16 protein-coding genes are annotated in these 17622 nt (G+C 69.6%); 5 read left to right on the forward strand and 11 right to left on the reverse strand.

Annotation, left to right across the window (positions count from 1 at the left end):
* The 7 genes from MFF26_RS08925 to MFF26_RS08955 all read right to left on the reverse strand — a co-directional run.
* Window positions 1–109, reverse strand: a 109-nt coding sequence (locus tag MFF26_RS08925) for a GTP-binding protein (protein ID WP_238307958.1), incomplete at its 3' end; no start/stop codon positions are given.
* A gap of 45 nt (window positions 110–154) precedes the next feature.
* Window positions 155–2230 carry an elongation factor G gene (gene fusA / locus MFF26_RS08930; protein WP_137827430.1) on the reverse strand — a complete coding sequence of 692 codons (2076 nt, stop codon included), beginning with the start codon at window positions 2228–2230 and terminating at the stop codon, window positions 155–157.
* A 62-nt stretch (window positions 2231–2292) separates the two neighbouring features.
* Complete coding sequence (rpsG, locus tag MFF26_RS08935) at window positions 2293–2763, reverse strand: 30S ribosomal protein S7 (RefSeq protein WP_137827431.1); 471 nt, start codon at window positions 2761–2763, stop codon at window positions 2293–2295.
* Window positions 2764–2868: 105 nt separating this feature from the next.
* Window positions 2869–3240: a 30S ribosomal protein S12 gene (gene rpsL / locus MFF26_RS08940; protein ID WP_004447775.1), complete on the reverse strand. Its 372-nt coding sequence runs from the start codon at window positions 3238–3240 to the stop codon at window positions 2869–2871.
* Between the two features lie 391 nt (window positions 3241–3631).
* Window positions 3632–7105 carry an SbcC/MukB-like Walker B domain-containing protein gene (locus MFF26_RS08945; protein WP_137827596.1) on the reverse strand — a complete coding sequence of 1158 codons (3474 nt, stop codon included), beginning with the start codon at window positions 7103–7105 and terminating at the stop codon, window positions 3632–3634.
* Window positions 7106–7242: 137 nt separating this feature from the next.
* Complete coding sequence (locus tag MFF26_RS08950; protein WP_137827432.1) at window positions 7243–7887, reverse strand: alpha/beta hydrolase; 645 nt, start codon at window positions 7885–7887, stop codon at window positions 7243–7245.
* 110 nt (window positions 7888–7997) lie between these two features.
* Window positions 7998–8927 carry a ring-cleaving dioxygenase gene (locus MFF26_RS08955; protein WP_137827433.1) on the reverse strand — a complete coding sequence of 310 codons (930 nt, stop codon included), beginning with the start codon at window positions 8925–8927 and terminating at the stop codon, window positions 7998–8000.
* A 125-nt stretch (window positions 8928–9052) separates the two neighbouring features.
* Here MFF26_RS08955 and MFF26_RS08960 point away from each other — a divergent pair, with 125 nt between their 5' ends.
* Window positions 9053–10015 carry a LysR family transcriptional regulator gene (locus tag MFF26_RS08960; protein WP_137827434.1) on the forward strand — a complete coding sequence of 321 codons (963 nt, stop codon included), beginning with the start codon at window positions 9053–9055 and terminating at the stop codon, window positions 10013–10015.
* A 132-nt stretch (window positions 10016–10147) separates the two neighbouring features.
* Here MFF26_RS08960 and MFF26_RS08965 read toward each other — a convergent pair whose 3' ends face one another.
* Together MFF26_RS08965 and MFF26_RS08970 are read right to left on the reverse strand one after the other, a co-directional pair.
* Window positions 10148–10789, reverse strand: coding sequence for a DUF4194 domain-containing protein (locus MFF26_RS08965; RefSeq protein WP_137827435.1), 642 nt, complete (start codon window positions 10787–10789; stop codon window positions 10148–10150).
* Window positions 10790–10794: 5 nt separating this feature from the next.
* Window positions 10795–12228, reverse strand: coding sequence for a Wadjet anti-phage system protein JetA family protein (locus MFF26_RS08970; RefSeq protein WP_137827436.1), 1434 nt, complete (start codon window positions 12226–12228; stop codon window positions 10795–10797).
* Between the two features lie 286 nt (window positions 12229–12514).
* On the opposite strand from MFF26_RS08970, the gene MFF26_RS08975 reads away from it, so the two are divergent.
* Window positions 12515–13189, forward strand: coding sequence for an HAD family hydrolase (locus MFF26_RS08975; RefSeq protein WP_137827437.1), 675 nt, complete (start codon window positions 12515–12517; stop codon window positions 13187–13189).
* 224 nt (window positions 13190–13413) lie between these two features.
* Entirely contained in the window at window positions 13414–13797 is a 384-nt protein-coding gene (locus tag MFF26_RS08980) for a hypothetical protein (RefSeq protein ID WP_238307901.1), read from the forward strand.
* Between the two features lie 62 nt (window positions 13798–13859).
* Here MFF26_RS08980 and MFF26_RS08985 read toward each other — a convergent pair whose 3' ends face one another.
* The gene (locus tag MFF26_RS08985) at window positions 13860–14756 is read right to left on the reverse strand and encodes an HpcH/HpaI aldolase/citrate lyase family protein (protein WP_137827439.1); all 897 of its coding nucleotides are present in this window, start codon (window positions 14754–14756) and stop codon (window positions 13860–13862) included.
* A gap of 163 nt (window positions 14757–14919) precedes the next feature.
* Between MFF26_RS08985 and MFF26_RS08990 the strand changes: the two genes are divergently transcribed.
* Complete coding sequence (locus MFF26_RS08990) at window positions 14920–15309, forward strand: tautomerase family protein (RefSeq protein ID WP_091942617.1); 390 nt, start codon at window positions 14920–14922, stop codon at window positions 15307–15309.
* On the opposite strand, the gene MFF26_RS08995 is transcribed toward MFF26_RS08990, so the two are convergent.
* Window positions 15293–16192 carry a LysR substrate-binding domain-containing protein gene (locus tag MFF26_RS08995; RefSeq protein WP_137827440.1) on the reverse strand — a complete coding sequence of 300 codons (900 nt, stop codon included), beginning with the start codon at window positions 16190–16192 and terminating at the stop codon, window positions 15293–15295. The two genes, MFF26_RS08990 and MFF26_RS08995, sit on opposite strands and share 17 nt — an antisense overlap.
* A 114-nt stretch (window positions 16193–16306) precedes the next feature.
* Between MFF26_RS08995 and MFF26_RS09000 the strand changes: the two genes are divergently transcribed.
* Window positions 16307–17524, forward strand: a complete 1218-nt coding sequence (locus tag MFF26_RS09000) for an MFS transporter (protein ID WP_238307902.1) — start codon at window positions 16307–16309, stop codon at window positions 17522–17524.
* Window positions 17525–17622: the final 98 nt, after the last annotated feature.

Below are 17622 nucleotides of genomic sequence, written 5' to 3' on the forward strand. Positions count from 1 at the left end.
CCAGAACCTTCGTGATCGCCGCCGTCAGTGACGTCTTGCCGTGATCGACGTGACCGATCGTGCCGATGTTGCAGTGCGGCTTCGTGCGGCTGAACTTTTCCTTGCCCATCGGGGCCTCCTCAATTCGTAATCAGTTGCGGAAGAGAAAGTGGGCTTAGGCGTACTTGGCGATGACCTTGTCGGCCTCGCCGCGCGGCACTTCCTCGTAGTGATCGAACTGCATCGTGAAGTTGGCGCGTCCCTGCGAGAAGGAGCGCAGCTGGTTCACGTAGCCGAACATGTTCGCCAGCGGCACCATCGCGTTGATGACGTTGGCGTTGCCCCGCATGTCCTGGCCCTGGATCTGGCCGCGGCGGGAATTCAGGTCACCGATGACCGAGCCGGTATACTCCTCGGGAGACACCACTTCGACCTTCATGACCGGCTCGAGCAGCACCGAACCGCCCTTCTGCAGCGCCTCGCGGAAGGCCGCGCGGGAGGCGATCTCGAAGGCGAGCGCCGAGGAGTCGACGTCGTGGTAGGCGCCGTCGATCAGCTCGACCTTCACGTCGACCACCGGGAAGCCGGCGAGCACGCCCGCGCCGAGGACCGAGTTGAGGCCCTTCTCGACGCCGGGGATGTACTCCTTCGGCACCGCGCCGCCGACGATCTTCGACTCGAAGGCGAAACCGGCACCCGGCTCGTTCGGCTCGACCACGAACTTCACCCGGGCGAACTGACCGGTACCACCGGTCTGCTTCTTGTGGGTGTAGTCGATTTCCTGGCGGCGGGTCAGCTTCTCGCGATAGGCGACCTGCGGCTGACCGATATTTGCGTCGACCTTATAGGTGCGGCGCAGGATATCGACCTTGATGTCAAGGTGAAGCTCGCCCATGCCGCGCAGGATGGTCTGGCCGGATTCCTGATCGGTCGAGACGCGGAAGGAGGGATCCTCGGCGGCGAGCTTCGAGAGCGCGATGCCGAGCTTCTCCTGATCGGCCTTCGACTTCGGCTCGACGGCGATCTCGATGACGGGCTCCGGGAACTCCATCTTCTCGAGGATGACGGCGTCCTTCGGGTCGCACAGCGTGTCGCCGGTGCGGGTGTCCTTGAGACCGGCCAGCGCGACGATGTCGCCGGCGAAGGCTTCCTTCACGTCTTCGCGGTTGTTGGCATGCATCAGCAGCATGCGGCCGACGCGCTCCTTCTTGTCGCGCGACGAGTTGATGACGTTGGCACCCGACTCGACCTTGCCCGAATAGACGCGGCAGAAGGTGATCGTGCCGACGTGGGGGTCGTCCATGATCTTGAAGGCGAGCATGGAGAAGGGATCGCTGTCGCTAGGACGGCGCACCACCTCTTCCTCGGTCTTGAAGTCGAGACCCTTGATCTCGCCACGATCGGCCGGCGACGGCAGGTAGTCGACGACGGCGTCGAGGAGCGGCTGAACGCCCTTGTTCTTGAAGGCCGAGCCGCACAGCACCGGATGGAAGGCGCGCAGCTGCACGGCGCGGCGCACGAGCTTGCGCAGCGTCTCCTCGTCCGGCTCCACGCCGTCGAGATAGGCGGTCATGGCGTCGTCATCGAGCTCGACGCAGGCCTCGATCATCTTGGTGCGGTATTCCGCAGCCTGATCGGCGAGATCGGCCGGGATCTCCTCCTCGGAGAAGTTGGCGCCGAGCGCCTCGCCGGACCATACGATCGCCTTCATCTTGATGAGGTCGATCACGCCCTTGAAGTTCGACTCCGCGCCGATCGGCAGCTGGAGGCAGACCGGCTTGCCGGCGACGCGGCCGATGATGTCGGCGACGCACTTGAAGAAGTCGGCGCCGATCTTGTCCATCTTGTTGACGAACACGACGCGCGGCACGTCGTACTTGTCGGCCTGGCGCCACACGGTCTCGGTCTGGGGCTCGACGCCCTGGTTGCCGTCGAGCACGCAGACGGCGCCGTCGAGCACGCGGAGCGAGCGCTCCACTTCGATGGTGAAATCGACGTGGCCGGGGGTGTCGATGATGTTCAGGCGCTTCTCGCGCCAGAAGCAGGTCGTCGCGGCGGACGTGATGGTGATGCCGCGCTCTTGCTCCTGCTCCATCCAGTCCATCGTGGCGGCGCCCTCATGGACTTCGCCGATCTTATGGGACTTTCCGGTGTAGTACAGGATCCGCTCGGTCGTCGTGGTCTTGCCGGCATCGATGTGGGCCATGATGCCGAAGTTGCGGTAGTCCTCGATCGCGTGCGTGCGGGGCATCGGGGTCTCTCCGGAAGAAGCGGGCTAGGAGCGCGGCCCCTTGGCCGCGCTCGACAGGCGAATTACCAGCGGTAGTGCGAGAAGGCGCGGTTGGCTTCGGCCATCCGGTGGGTGTCTTCACGCTTCTTGACGGCGTTGCCGCGGTTGTTGGCGGCGTCGAGCAGCTCGGCCGACAGGCGCTCGATCATGGTGCGGTCGTTGCGGCCGCGGGCGGCCTGGATCAGCCAGCGGATGGCGAGGGCCTGACGGCGCTCGGTGCGAACCTCGACCGGCACCTGATAGGTGGCGCCGCCGACGCGGCGGGAGCGGACCTCGATCGCCGGAGCGACATTCTCGAGAGCAGCGCGGAACACCTCGATCGGGTTGGCCCGGGCGCGGTTCTCGACGATGTCGAAGGCGCCGTAGACGATCCGCTCGGCGGTCGACTTCTTGCCCTCGTACATGATCGAATTCATGAACTTGGTCAGAACGACATCGCCGTACTTCGGGTCCGGGATGATCTCGCGCTTCTCGGCAGAGTGACGACGGGACATCTGTTTGCTCTCAGAAATATCGACTTAAGCACCTCGCGCAGGCCGCCTTGAGCATGACGCCGGCGACATCCTTGCGAGGCCGTGGAAACGACCGTCCGAAGCGACTTACTTCGGACGCTTGGCGCCGTACTTCGAACGGCGCTGCTTGCGGTTCTTGACGCCCTGCGTGTCGAGCACACCGCGGAGGATGTGGTAGCGCACACCCGGAAGATCCTTCACGCGGCCGCCGCGGATCATGACCACGGAGTGCTCCTGAAGGTTATGGCCCTCACCGGGGATGTAGCCGATCACCTCGAAGCCGTTGGTCAGGCGCACCTTGGCGACCTTACGAAGCGCTGAGTTCGGCTTCTTCGGGGTCGTGGTGTAGACGCGGGTGCAGACGCCGCGCTTCTGCGGGCAGGCGTTGAGCGCCGGCACCTTGTTGCGCGCCTTCTGCGCCTTACGCGGCTGGGCGATCAGCTGGTTGATCGTCGGCATCCTGTGCCCTCTTCATCCGGCCGCCCTCGAGCGACCAAAGTCTGAACTGTCGAAGCCCCTTGCGGGGCGCCCGCACCGCGGGAGAACCCGCGGCAAAACGAATAGCGCCAGAGGCCGGTAAGGGCCTTTGACGATGGTGAGGCAGAGGATCACGCCGGAAACCGACGCGTTCTTACCCGCTGATCTGACGAGTACGTCAGGGTATGGTGCCGGTATCGGTCTGACGACGGTCGCCGAAGCCCCTGGCCTCGACCCGAAAGCGACTCTCGATCCACCGGAGTGGCGCGCTTCTAAACGGGGGACTCGGGGGCGTCAATGCCCGTGGGGCATAAAGTTCGGTGAAGATCGGCCCGGATTTGACGTTCCGCGGGCGTGTTTCGCGCGCTTTCTTCTATTCGGCGGCGTCGGAGATGCGAAAGGCCTCGATTCCCTGACGTTCCGGATTGATCGCCGCCAACGCGCGCTTGGCCGTTTCGAGCGGGTGCTCCGATTCGATTCGTACCGACGTCAGATCCGGGCTCTTGTAGACGGTGACCACGGTGTCCATCACCTCGGTCAACGTCGTGCGCTTGTCCTCCGGCGCGGCGATCAGGAGCTGCAGGCCCCAACCGGCGAACAGATCGACCAGCGACTGGCTGTTGCGCACGTCGAGCTTCGAGAAAGCCTCGTCGAGCAGGCACAGGCCCAGGCCCGGCGCGTCCTCGCCGGGGCGGTCGCCGGGATAATAGGCGGATGCCATGGAGGCGGCGATCGCGACGTAGAACGGCGCCTGCGCTTCGCCGCCGGAGCCCCGCAGGGCCCGGCTGGACAGGGTGGTGCGGTTGCCCGCCCGGTCCCTCATGCCGATCTCGTAGACGAAGTAATTGCGGTAGTCGGCGAGCCGAACGGCGTTCTCCTCGCCCTCGATCAGGGCCGTGATCTCGGCGAGCGCCGCCGCGAGATGCGCGTTCCCGGCCGGGGCGCCGTCCTCGGCTGCGGGCAATACCGCCTGGGCGGCATCGGGCGAGCGGGCGACCTCGGTGGCGAGCTGATGGACGGCGGCGTAGCGCCGGTCCAAGGCCGCCTCGAAGGCGTAGGTCTGGCCGGTGAAGGTCTGCGAGGACAGGCGCTCGTTGAGCGCGTCGAGGCGGGCCTGCATCCGCTCGAACTTGTCGGCCAGGCGCGTGAGCAGATCCTCGGTCATCAGCCGCCGCATCTCGGCCTCGGCCCGCAGGGACTGATCGCGGTAGCGGCGCAATTCGTGCCCGGCCACCTCGTCGCGGGCGCGCACGGCCCAGGCATAGCCGAACGAGGCCGGCGTCTCGCCGGAGCCCAGCGGGTTCTCGACGCGCCAGGCGGCGCAGTACTCGGTGAGATCGCGCTCCGCGGCGCGGCCCTGATGACGGGCGGTCTCGGTCGCCTCGCGGGCGGTCGCGCGGGCCTGGGACGCCAGCGCGGCGAGCGCCTTCGCGTCGAGATCGGCCCGGGCGGCCCGCGCCCCGGCGATCCCGTCCGTCACCCCCGGCGCATCGGCGGGCGCCGGCCCGGCGAGGCGGATGCGCACGGTGTCGCCGGAACTCCAGCGCTTCACCGCCGCGCGATACGTCGCGAGGGCGGCGCGGGCCGCCTCACGGCCCTGGTTCCGCTTTGCCTTCAGCCCGGCCTCCTCGGCCAGCAGGGCGTCGCGCTTGGGCTCCAGCACCTGCACCAGTTCGGTGAGGTAGGCCGAGCGCTCCCGCGCCAGTTCCTTGAGCTCTGCCTCAATGGCGCCGTTGTCGGCCTTGGCCACCGCCTCCTGCTCGGTGGTCAGTGTGCGGCGGCGGCCCTCAATGGCATCGGCCTCCTCTCGCAGGGCCGCCACGTCCACGGGCGTCTCGGCCAGGCGCGCGCGCAGCTGCGCGGCGATGCGGGCGGCCTCGCGCATCACGTTCGCCTCGGAGCGCAGGCTCCGGGCCTCGATCTCCGCCTCCTCCAGCCGCCGACGGGTCTCGGCCGTGGGACCGCGCTGGCCGCGGGTCATCATCAGCGGCACGGGGCGCACCACCGAATAGGCCATGCCGGAGGTCGAGCGCCCGCTCGGCGCCACCGCCCGGCCCATGCGGGCCAGGGCGGCATCGTCCGGAGCGAGGTCGTAGCCGCCGAGCCGGGCCGCGAGGAATGCTTCCGCATGGGGGCTGTCGGTCTCGATCAGACCCATCGGCCCGTCGTCGATGCGCCGCGCGGCGCGGCGGGCGGTGTCGGTGGTCTTGACCAGAAGGCAGCGGAAGAACTGGTTCTTGCGCGCGTCGAGGAGTGCGAAGGCGCGGTCGAGCCGGTCGGGCTCGACCACCAGGGCCTCGCGGGCGCGGCCGAGCAGGCCTTCGAGCGCCGGCCCCCATTTGGGATCGACGATCTCGGCGAGTTCGCAGATCGGCACCGCCTCGATGCCGAGCCGGCCCAACTCCTCGCGAAACGCGTCCGTATCGGCCGACAGTCGGGCGGCGGTGGAGCGGCCGGACTGGACCTGGGCCGAAAGGGCGCGCACCTCGTTCTCGCGCTCGCGCGCCTTCAGGCCGAGATCCTCCGCGGCACTCTCCAGAGAGAGCGACAGGTCGGGCATCTGCCAGAGCCCTTCCAAGAGGCCCGCCAGCGGACCGCCGGCCCTGAGCGTCTCCTCCGGCGGGGCCTCGCGGCGCAGCCCCGAGCGGGCGCAGGCCTCGACGATGCGGACGGCATCGGGCGCGACCCGGCGCAGAGTCGCGCTCACGCTCGCGAGACGTCCGGCATCCTGAACGAGGCCGACCACGTGGCCGAGGCGCACGGTGAGGTCGCGCCGGTCGCGGGCGAGCATCGCGAGGCCGGCATTCGAGGCGGCGAGCCGCGCCTCCGCCGCGCTTCCGGAGAGGAGCGCTTTCCGGGCCGCGATCTCGGCATCGATCTCGCGCACGAAGCCCTGGCTGGTCGCGACGCTCTCGCGGGCGATGCGCAGGCGCTCGGCTACTTCCGCCAGCGCCTCGCGGTTGCCGGCCCAATCGAGAATGCGTCGGCGCAGATCCGCGCCGGCGGCACGAACCTCGTCGAGAGCCGCCGCGAGGCTCGCCCGCGCCCATTCCTCGTAGCGTTTGCACAGACGATCGAGATGGGCGAGGCGCTTCTCCAATTCCTCGATCGTCTCGAGCAGCCGTCGCCAGGTCTCGATCGACTGGCGGATGCGGGCGACATCCAACGGCTCGGGCTCCAAAACGAAGGAACGGACGAAGGCGCTGGTGTCGAAGATCGGCTTGAAGGCGACCGCGTTGGAGAAGGTGCGCAGGAACTGGCGCGGATCGGGGACGGGCGCGCCCTCGCGCAGGGTCGCCAGCACGGCGGCGGTGAAGCGCTCGCCCGAGGTGCGGTATTCCTCGAACGTCTCGGAGCGGCGACGCAGATCGGCGGCGATCTCGGACCAGGGCGCGACGAAGCTGCCCTGGTCGGTCTCGCGCACGTAGTCGGCGATCTCGAAGCGGTGGCCGACGGCGACGAAGCGGGAGAGCGTCTCCTCCTTCGGCTCCTCGGCGCGCGCCGCCAGCGCCAGCCCGACGGTGACGATGCGCCCGCTGCCCGCATGCTCGAAGACCAGAGCGATGACGGTCTCGCAGGCCTCGCGGGTCGGGCGTCCGCCCTCGGCCGGGTCGCTGATCCAGCCGAGGCAGTAATCGCGGACGGTGCGGGCGGAGCGGCCGGAGGCGGAGGCGTTGAGCGCGAGACGGCTGGCATTGTTGCCGGCCAGGACGGTGCCGACGGCGTCGAAGATCGTCGACTTGCCGGCCCCTGTCGGACCGACGAGCGCCGCCGCGCCCCGGATGCGGATCTGCTCGCGGCGGATGAGGTACCAGTTCGAGATCGCGATGTCGGTGAGGCGATACACGGCGCGCCCGCCAGCCCCTGTGGTTGCCCGGAGGGTCAGGGGCATGGACGCTGCGGCCCGCCCGCGCAAGGGCCGGGCCGGCGACACCGGGGGATGGCCGCCCCGCTCCCCGCGCGGAGAGAAGCGGGACGACAGGATCAGGCGAGGGTCGCGCCCTGCGCGAAGCGGCGCGACAACCAGTCGGCGGCGGCGGCGAGATCCGCCTGCGACAGGTTATGCCCCGCGGGCTGGACCGTGTGGGTCACCTCCGCCCCGGCCGCTTGGAGGTCGTCCGCGAGCCGCGCCGCGTTGTCCGTGGGCACGATCGGATCGAGGGCGCCCGACAGCAGCAGGACCGGACGCCCGCCGAGAACGACGGAGGGACGCTCCGAGAGCGGCACCATCGCCCGCAGCAGCACCGCCCCGGCCAGCGTTTCGGGATGCAGGAGAAGCGTTGCCGCGGCGATGTTGGCGCCGTTCGAGAAGCCGACGGCCACCGGCGCCGCGAGCCCGTATTCCGCCCGCGCCTGCGCCACGAAAGCGGCAAGATCCCCCGCGCGACGGCGGACATCCGCCTCGTCGAACACCCCTTCGGCGAGCCGCCGGAAGAAGCGGGGCATCCCGCTCTCCAGAACCGGACCCCGCGGCGAGAGCAGAGCGGAACCCGGCGAGAGGGCGCGGCCGAGACCGATCAGGTCGTTCTCATCGCCGCCGGTGCCGTGCAGCAGGAGAAGCGGCGGGGCTGCGGAATCGGCGCCGGGCTCGAAGCGGTGATGGAAGCCGGCGAGAGTGTGGATGGTCATGATGGCCTCCTCCGTGGAGAGCGATGGTTTCTCGCGTCGATGATGTCGGCGTCTCCGGCTCCCTTCTCCATTTTCGGGGAGAAGGGAGCCCGATGACCCGCGCCGGGCGGTCACGCCACCTTGGGCAGCACCGCCTCGATCCGCCCGCGATGCGGCTCGAGGAAGGGCGGGAGCTTGAGGGTGGTGCCCAGCGCGTCGGACGGCTCGTCGATGGCGAAGCCCGGTGCGTCGGTGGCGATCTCGAACAGCACCCCGCCCGGCTCCCGGAAGTAGATGGAGCGGAAGTATTGCCGGTCCCGCTGCTCGGTGACGGAGAGCCCGTGATCCCGGCGCAGCGCCTCCGCCATCGCCTCCTGCGCCGCATCGTCGGCGGCCCGGAAGGCGACGTGATGGACGGAGCCCGCCCCCTGGCGACCGGGCAGGAAATCGCCCACCGATCGCAGGGTCACGAACCCGCCGAGAGTGGCGCTGCCCTTCAGCCGGGTCTGCGTGCCCTCGCTGCCGACAGTCTCGTAGCCGAGCACGCCCGTCAGGATCGCCGCGGTCGGCCCCGCCGCGCGCAGGAGCAGGGTCACACCGTGGAACCCGCGGATCGCCTGATCGGGGGCGATGCCGGACGCTGCCCAGGCAGCCTCGCTCTCCGCCCCCTCGACCCCGACGAGGGCGAGCGGCATCCCATCGGAATCGCGGAAATGCAGAACCGTCTCGCCGAAACTCTGCACCGGCGCCTCGTGGGCGACCGCCATCGCGACGAAGCGGTGGGCCCAGGCGCCGATCGATGCCTTGGGCACGCGGAACGCCGTCTCCGAGACTTGGCCCACCCCGACGCGGCCGGGAGCCGCGTGCTCGATGGGGAAGAATGTCAGGATCGTCCCGGGCGTACCGGCCTCGTCACCGAAGTAGAGATGATAGGTACCGGGATCGTCGAAATTGACGGTCTTCTTGACGAGGCGCAGCCCGAGCACGCGGGTGTAGAAATCGACGGTGCGGGCGGTCGGGCCGGAAAAGGCCGTGACGTGGTGGATGCCGTGCTCGGACATGGGGTGGCTCCTGTCTCAAGGATCGCTGCTCAAGGATCTTGGCTGATCCGCGTGAGCCCAATCTGGCCCTTGCCTTGTCCCGCGAAAACAGAAACGATCGAAACGTATCGTTTCGGAATTTGCGAATGACCCGTCTCCCGGATTTCGAGGCCTGGGCGGTCTTCGCCACGGTCGCGGAAGGCCTGTCCTTCTCCCGTGCCGCCGACGATCTCGGCCTGTCGAAGGCGACCGTGTCGAAGGCCGTGGCGCGGCTGGAAGCGCGGCTCGGCGCACGCCTGTTCCACCGCACCTCGCGTCGCCTCGCCCTGACGGAGGCCGGCCGGGCCGCCCGCGAGGATGCCGCCAACCTGCTCGCGGCCGGCGAGGCGGCGGAGGCGCGGGCGCTCGACGCCAACGGTGCGCCGCGGGGGCGGGTGCGGCTCGCCGCGCCGATGTCGTTCGGGGTGGCCCACGTGGCGCCGGTGCTTCCGGACTTCCTGGCGGCCTTCCCGCAGGTCTCCGTCGACCTGCATCTCTCGGATGCCCAAGTCGATCTCGTCGGCGGCGGCTTCGATCTCGGCCTGCGGATCGCGGCGCTGGCCGATTCCTCGCTCCGGGTGCGGCGGCTCTGCGGCGTACGCCGCTCGCTGGTGGCCACCCCCGGCTACCTCGACCGACACGGCCGGCCGGAGCACCCGGACGACCTGCGACGCCATTCCTGCCTCGGCTACGCCTATCTGCCGACCCCGGACCGCTGGCATTTTGCCGACGCGTCCGGCGCCGCCGCGTCCGTAGTGCCGGAGGGGCCGCTGCGCGCCAACAACGCCGACGCCCTCGCGCCCGCGCTCCGGGCCGGGCTCGGCCTCGCGGTCCAGCCGGATTTCACCATTTGGGACGACCTTCGCGCGGGCCGGCTGGAACGGGTGATGCCCGACTGGCAGCCCCCGCCCATCGCGCTGAACCTCGTCATGCCGCCCGGCCTGCCGCGACCGGCGCGGGTGAGCGCGCTGATTTCTTACCTGGAACGGGCTTTCTCCGCCGTCCCGTGGGCGCAGGAGGTGGAACCAGTCGGTTCCCCCGCTTCCCTCCGACATGCAACCTCATCCTGAGGTGCCGCGTAGCGGCCTCGAAGGAGACCTCCAGCCGATCGCGCGATCCCTGGAGCCCTCCTTCGAGGCCCGCCGAGGCGGGCACCTCAGGATGAGGGGATCGGTTTGGGGGCGGTGGGCAGAACCGCCGTCTCACCCCGCGCCGCTCCGCCCCTCCCCGGCGGAAGCCCAGGCCCGCACCTGATCCATCCAGGCATCCGGCGAGAGCACCGCGATCCCCGGCATGACGGTGAGCGGCGTCACCCGCTCCAGGCGGTCGCGCTCGCCCAGCCGCAGGGCGCCCTTTCGGGAGAACAGGCGCAGGATCTCGATGAGACGGGCTTCGTCGGGCGGGTCCGAGCGGGCGGCGGAGCGGATCGAATCGGCGATGTCGTCCGTGGTGCATTCCACCGTGCCGTCGGTGGCGACCCGGGAGTCGCGAAGCCCCTCCTCGTAGGCCAGCCGTAGGGCCAGCAGAACCAGGGTCTCGTCCTTGCGCAACCGCTCGCCTTGCGCGTCGTGGCGCACGCCCTCGGGAGGCAGCGCCAGAAACACCATCTGATCGCGGTGGGCCACCTCGAAGCGGTAGCCGAGGCAGGCGAAGTAATCGCGGAAGAACGGCGCGTAGTGCCGCGCGAGTTCGTAGGAGCGACCGATGCCGGATGTCGCGGCGTAGATGCATTGCCCCTTGAGGATCACTTGGAGGGCGCGGGTCAGTTCCTCCTCGCTCGGTACGGGGCTGCCGGGCGGGGGCGGCTCGTCCCCGTCGAGAATGGCGCGAAAGGCGTCGAGCATGGGGATCAGCGGTTCTCGCGGGTCTCGGCTTCGGCGGGCGCCCCGCGCCGGCCCTTCGGTTCGGCGACGCGCTCGATCGTGAAATCCGGGCAGTCGATCCAGTCGTTGGTCAGCCGCCCCTCCCCCGGTGCGAGGCGGTAGCGCGCGCGCAGGGCCCCGTCGAACAGCACGTCGATCTCCCGCAGACGCTGGAACACCACGAAGGCATCGACATCCGCGATCGCGATGTCCGAGCCGCGCAGGCTTCGCCCGGGCTTCAGCCGCGCGTCGAGGAACGCCGCGATCCGCTCCGGCGTCACGGTGGTGCGGCGGCGGAAGGCGTCCTTGGCGAGCACGAAGGCCTCGATCGCCGGATCGGTCTCGATCTCCGGCAATGGCTCCGACTCGATGGCGCGCCGCGGCATGCGCGGGTTGGTGAGTTGCGGTGGGCCGATCGGCGGGCGCAGCAGCGAGACCTCCGGGGCCGGCATGTCGGCAAACGCCGCGTCCGGGGCTGCGCCCGCCGCGCGGAGGGCCGCGGCGACGCGCTCGATCCGGTCCGCGTCGCGGGGCTCGCGGTAGCGGAGCGTCGCCGCGATGCGCCGCTCCAGCCGGGCCACGACCGCGGCGACGGCGTCGAGATGCGGGTCGAGTCCCTCGAAGATCGCCAGGATCTCCACGAGATCGGTCCGCACCATGCGTTCGGCGGCAGCCAGATCCCCGGCGCGCCCCTCACGCAGATTGCCCTCGGCGAGCACCCGGAGGGTCAGCGGATCGCGCAAAGCCCGTCCGGCCTCGCGCACGATCCCGGAGCGAAAGCGGAACGGATTGAAGCGCGTGTGCAGCGTCCGGTAATCGGAGACGAGGTGGCGCTCGACGAATTCCTCGAAATAGAGGCGCAGGGCGGCACCGACATTCTGCTCGCGCAGGATGCGCTCCTCGACCTTGCGCAGGCCGCCGGCCAGTCCGCGCAGGTGCGCCAGGAAGGTGCGGGCGGCCTTGGCGGCGTTGCGCAGGGCCTCCGAGCGGTCGGCCGGGTTGGCGATGGCACTCTCGAGGGCGCCCAGCACCTCCAGCACCGCCCCCCCGTAGGATCGAGTCTCGCCCCGGTCGATCCGGGCCAATTCCTCGATCAGGATGCGGGCCTCAGGGTCGAAATCGACCACCGGCACGTAGCGTTCGCGCCGCTCGACCAGCCAGCCTGCCTCGATGAGGCGCCGATAGACGTAGGAGCGGCGCTCGATGGGATCGGCCGGTGCGGTCTCGTCATCGGCGATCTCGGCCTGCGACCAATCGGCGGAGAATTCGCCGATGGCGACGATCAGGTCCGCCTTGCGCAGGGGCTCGGCGGCGTCGCCGAACACCGTGGCATGCAGGTGCAGCAGCAGGGCCGCGTTGAAGACGCGGCTCGGCGAGGCAAGCGGGCGAAAGAGGTCGTCGGCGAGATGGGTGAACAGCATGGCGGACCTGAGCGCAGGCAAAGCGCGGTGCGTCCCGCGGGTCAATGCCGGGCCCGTCGCGGCAGGCCTGCGCAATCGGCGTCACCCCGCTTCATCCCCGGCCTTCCGCGTTCGACCCCATACCTCCGGTGCTGCTCCGGCGATCCGGCCAGGACACGGAAGGCATGCCCGAACCGTACGCGCTCCGAAATCTCACGACGGGCGAGACCCGGCGTATCGACGGCGCCGTGCGGATGCATCGCCTCGGGGGGCCACCCGTTGTCCCAAGGGATTCCCGGAGGCCACCATGCGCATCGAGACCGTCTTCCTGTTCGACCTCGACGGCACGCTCGTCGACAGCGTCTACCAGCACGTGCTCGCCTGGAAGGAAGCGCTCGACGCGGAGGGCATCCCGCTGTCGGTCTGGCGCATTCATCGCAAGATCGGGATGAGCGGCGGCCTCTTCACCCATCAGCTGCTCCGCGAAACCGGCCTCGACATGGATCCGGCTCGTATCGACCGGCTCCGCCGTCTTCACGCACAAGCCTATGGCCGCCTCTCGACGGGCGTGGTGCCGCTGCCCGGCGCCCGCGAACTCCTCCAGACCCTCACCGACAACCGCATTCCCTGGGCCATCGCCACGAGCGGACGGATGGAGACCGCCAGCCACAACCTTCTCGCCCTCGGCGTCGACCCCGGACGCGTACCGGTGGTGACCCGGGACGACGTGAAATACGCCAAGCCCGATCCGGACCTGTTCCTGGCGGCCGCCGAACGGCTCGACGCACCGATCGAGCATGCGGTGATCGTCGGCGATTCGATCTGGGACATGCTGGCCGCCCGGCGCTGCCGCGGCCTCGGCGTCGGTCTCCTGTCGGGGGGCTACGGCACAGAGGAGCTGGAGCGCTCCGGCGCGGTACGGGTCTACGACGATCCGGCGATGCTGCTTGAGCATCTCGACGAGGTCGGCGGTCGCCGCTGACGTCCCACCTTGACACTCAAGGTTAGCGGGCCGGACGAGAGCCCGTCTGGACGCGCCAAATCTGTATGCAGGATCCTGTCGATTGGATGAACGGCCGGTTGAAGGGTCGTTCATGCGACAGGACGTAGCGTCAACATCACCAACTCGGGAGTGAACCGATTCCGATGCGCGACCGTTGGGGAGCCATCGGATCAATGATCCCCCCTCATGGAGATGTCTTCACGATGAAGAAGCTCGCAGTCCTCTCCGCCGCCGCCGTGCTGGGCGTCGGCGCCCTCACCTCGACCGGCGCCGAGGCGCGCTGGCGCGGCGGTGGCGGCGGCGCGATCGCCGCGGGCGTGATCGGTGGCCTCGCCGCCGGCGCCCTGGTCGGTGCCGCGGCGTCCAACAGCTACGGCTACGGCGGTGGTTACTACGGCAGCTACGGTGGCGGCTACGGCTATGCCCCGGCCTACGGCTACAGCTACGCCCGCCCGGCCTACGGCTACCGCAGCGTCGGCTACTACGACGACGGCTACTACGCCCCGCGCACGTATTACCGCCGCAGCTACTACGGTGGTGGCTACGGTTACGGTGGTGGCTACGGTGGCTACGGCTACGGCTGGTAAGACCGCTCACGCTTGAGGCGTGACGAAGGCCGCGCTCCCGAGGGGCGCGGCCTTTCTTCGTTTCAGGCCCTCGAACCGGCGTCGCGGGCCGCGATGGTCTCGGACCACACCACCGAACGGCGTGCCATGCCGATATGCTGGCGCTCGTACATCCGTCCCTCGACCTTGATCGCCGCGCGCTTGGCGTTCTCCGGCAGATTGAAGGCCTCGATGACGAGACGGGCGCGGCGCACCTCCTCCTCGGTCGGGGCGAAGGAGGTGTTGGCGGGCTCCAGCTGGTTGGGGTGGATCAGCGTCTTGCCGTCGAAGCCGAGATCGCGGGCCTGTCGGCACTCGGTGCGGCAGCCGTCGACGTCGGAGATGTCGTTCCACACGCCGTCGAGGATGGTCAGGCCCTCCGCCCGGGCGGCCGCGAGCGTCAACATGATCCAGGGCAGCATCGGCACCCGGCCCGGCACGAGTTGCGCCCAGGTATCCTTGGCCAGATCGTTGGTTCCGAGCACGAAGCAGGTCAGCCGGGTGCGCCGGTCACGCCGGGCCTTGGCGATCTCGTGGATGTTGAGGATCGCCGCGGGCGTCTCGATCATCGCCCAGACGGCGATGGAATCGGGCGCGTCGAGGGCTTCCAGATGGTCGGCGATGCTCTCGAGGACGGCGGGCGAGGACACCTTCGGCATGAGGATCGCGTCGGGCTTGGCCTCGATCGCGGCGCGCAGATCCCCTTCGCCCCACGGGGTCTGGGGCGCGTTCACGCGGATCACGAGTTCGCGATGGCCGTAACCGCCGCCCTTCACCGCGGCGCAGACCTGCTCGCGAGCGAGTTCCTTCTCCTCCATCGACACGGCATCCTCGAGATCGAGGATCAGCGAATCGGCCGGGAGGGTCTTGGCCTTCTCCAGGGCCCGGGCGTTCGAGCCCGGCATGTAGAGCACGCTGCGGCGCAACCGCAAATCCGACATCGATGGTCTCCTCCGTTAGGCGGGCACCGATGCCGCGCCGCACCATTTTGAATGCGGAATACGAGAGAACCGGTTCGGTTGGAAGCGGCCGGGCGCAGTTCTACCTTAGCGGTACGGCCGGCAACCGCCAGAGGCCGCGTTTTTCCCGTTCCGGAGACCCACCATGCCCCTCATGCGCTTCGACCTGCTGGAAGGACGCAGCGATGCCGAGCTGAAAGCTCTGCTCGATGCGGCGCACGAAGCGATGCTGGAAGCCTTCAACGTTCCCCCCGGCGACCGCTACCAGATCGTGACCGAGCACAAGCCCACGCGGATGATCGTGGAGGATACCGGGCTCGATATCCCGCGAACGAAGGACGTCGTGGTGGTGCAGATGATCACCCGGCCGCGCGGTCGCGAGAAGAAGGAGTTGTTCTACCGGCTGCTGACCGAGAAGCTCCAGGCCGCCTGCGGCATCGCGCCGGCGGATGTCATGGTCTCGACCGTGGAGAACACGGACGAGGATTGGTCCTTCGGCCATGGCCGGGCGCAGTTCCTCACCGGGGAATTGTGAGCGAGGCGGCGCCCTCCGCCACGAGCCACTCGACGAAGGCGGCGAGGGCGGGCGTCTTGTCGGCGTCGAACGGCGTCAGCACGAAATAGCCGGGCCGCTCGACGACGATGCCCGGATAGGGGGCGGCGAGCTGGCCCTCCGCGACCGCCCGGTCGAGCACCGGGAACGGTCCGATGCCGAGCCCGGCGCCGTCCTCCAGAGCCTGCAGCGTGACGAAGAAATGGTCGAAGATCCGGGGGCGTGCGCCCTCGGGTCGGACAGCGCCCGCCACCGCGAGCCAAGCGCGCCAGTCGCCCGGTCGCGTCTGAGTCCCCAGGAGGACGCGACCTTCGAGATCGCCGGGGCTGGCGAGGGGCGCTCGCGTCAGAAGGGCCGGGCTCGCCACCAGCGTGTCGACCTCCGTCAGGAACGGCACGGCATGGTGCTGCGGCCAGGGTTCCGGCCCGCGTCGGATGGCGAGGTCGAAGCCCCCGCGCAGTTCCTCCTGCAGGGTCGTGGTCGTCGTGACCGTCACCTCGGTATCGGTCCGTGCCGCCCGGAAACCGTCGAGGCGCGGTATCAACCAGCGCATCGCGAAGGTCGTCGGTGCACTGACCCGCAGCACCCGCGGTGCGAGCGGTCGGCCGCAGATGTCGGCGGCTTCCGTCAACCGGTCAAAGGCGAGGCTGATCTCGGCGGCGAAGACCCGCGCCGCTTGCGTGGCCACCATCCTTCGCCCGACGCGGGCGAAGAGCGGCTGTCCGAGCCACGCCTCCAGGGCCGCGACCTGCCGGCTGACCGCGCCGTGGGTCAGGCCGAGTTCCGTGCCGGCGGCGGCGTAACTCCCGGCCCGCACGGCGACCTCGAACACGCGCAGGGCATGGAGAGGCGGCAGGTGGCGCATGGCCGATCGCTCCGATCCGTGAGGAAAACGCACGATATCCGTGATCGAACCGGGTCTGATACCGGAATTGTCACGGATCTAATGTGCACGGAGCCCAAGAGAGGATCGTGCCGCGTGAGCCGGACCCTGGATATCGACCGATCGGACCGCGCGCTGCCGGAGGCGACGACGACGCAACGGCGCAGCCTGGGCGGCGCCTGCATCGCCCACGCCTTGCACGACGGCTACACCGATCTGCTCTACGTGCTCCTGCCGGTCTGGCAGGCGGAGTTCGGGCTTTCCTATGCCGGGCTCGCGGCGCTTCGCAGCCTCTATTACGGCACCATGGGCGGGCTCCAGGTGCCGGCCGACCGGATCGCCGCGCGCCTCTCGATCCGCGCGGCGCTCGCTCTCTCGACGCTGGTCGCGGCGGCGGGTTTCGTCGTGATGGGCCTCAGCGGCGGATTGTTCGGGCTCTGCGCCGGCCTCGTCCTGGCCGGAATCGGCTCGAGCATCCAGCATCCGCGCGCCTCGCTCCTCGTCTCGGACGCCTACGGGCGCGCCGCGCGGGGGCCGCTCGGCATCTACAATTTCGCGGGCGATATCGGAAAGGCGACGTTTCCGGTGGCGGTCGCCCTGCTGCTCGGTGTCCTCGCATGGCGGCCGGTGGCCGGCTTGATGGCGCTCGTCGGGCTCGTCGCGGCCGTCACGCTGGTCGCGGTGCTGCCCCGCCGGCCCCTGGTGCCGGCGCCGACGCGAGCCGCGAAAAGCGTGGCGGGTTCATCCCGGACGGGCTTCACCCTGCTGATGGCCGTCGGCGCCCTCGACACCGCCACCCGGATGGGAACCCTGCTGTTCCTGCCGTTCCTCCTGGAAGCCAAGGGCGGGACCGGCACCACCACCGGTCTAGCCCTGGCCCTGGTCTTCGCGGGCGGCGCCTTCGGCAAGGCCGCGTGCGGCTGGCTCGGCGAACGGGTGGGCGTGGTGCGCAGCGTCGTCGTCACCGAAGCGATCACGGCGCTCCTCGTCGTCGCCCTGCTGCCTCTGCCGCTGGTGCCGACCCTGGTCCTGCTGCCAGCGCTCGGGATCGCCCTGAACGGCACCTCCTCCGTGCTCTACGGGACCGTGCCGGATCTCGCGCCCCGCGGCGATACCGGCCGGGCCTTCGCCCTGTTCTATACGGCGGTGATCGGCTCGGGCGGGATCGCCCCCATCGCCTACGGTGCCTTCGCCGATCGGGCAGGCGAGACCGCCGGTTTGCTCGCCGCCGCCGCGACCGCCCTCGCGACGGTGCCGCTGGTGCTGGCTCTGCGCGGACCACTCAAGGCAGCACAAACGCATACCCAGGAATGATCCCAGGCCGAACGCACCGTCCATTCTTCGGATGCTGGCATCCGGCAAGAACAAGCGCGACTATTCGGGCCCAGACCCCGTTTCGTGAAGTCACGACA

The sequence above is a fragment of the Methylorubrum suomiense genome (assembly GCF_022179765.1).
Taxonomy (GTDB): domain Bacteria; phylum Pseudomonadota; class Alphaproteobacteria; order Rhizobiales; family Beijerinckiaceae; genus Methylobacterium; species Methylobacterium suomiense.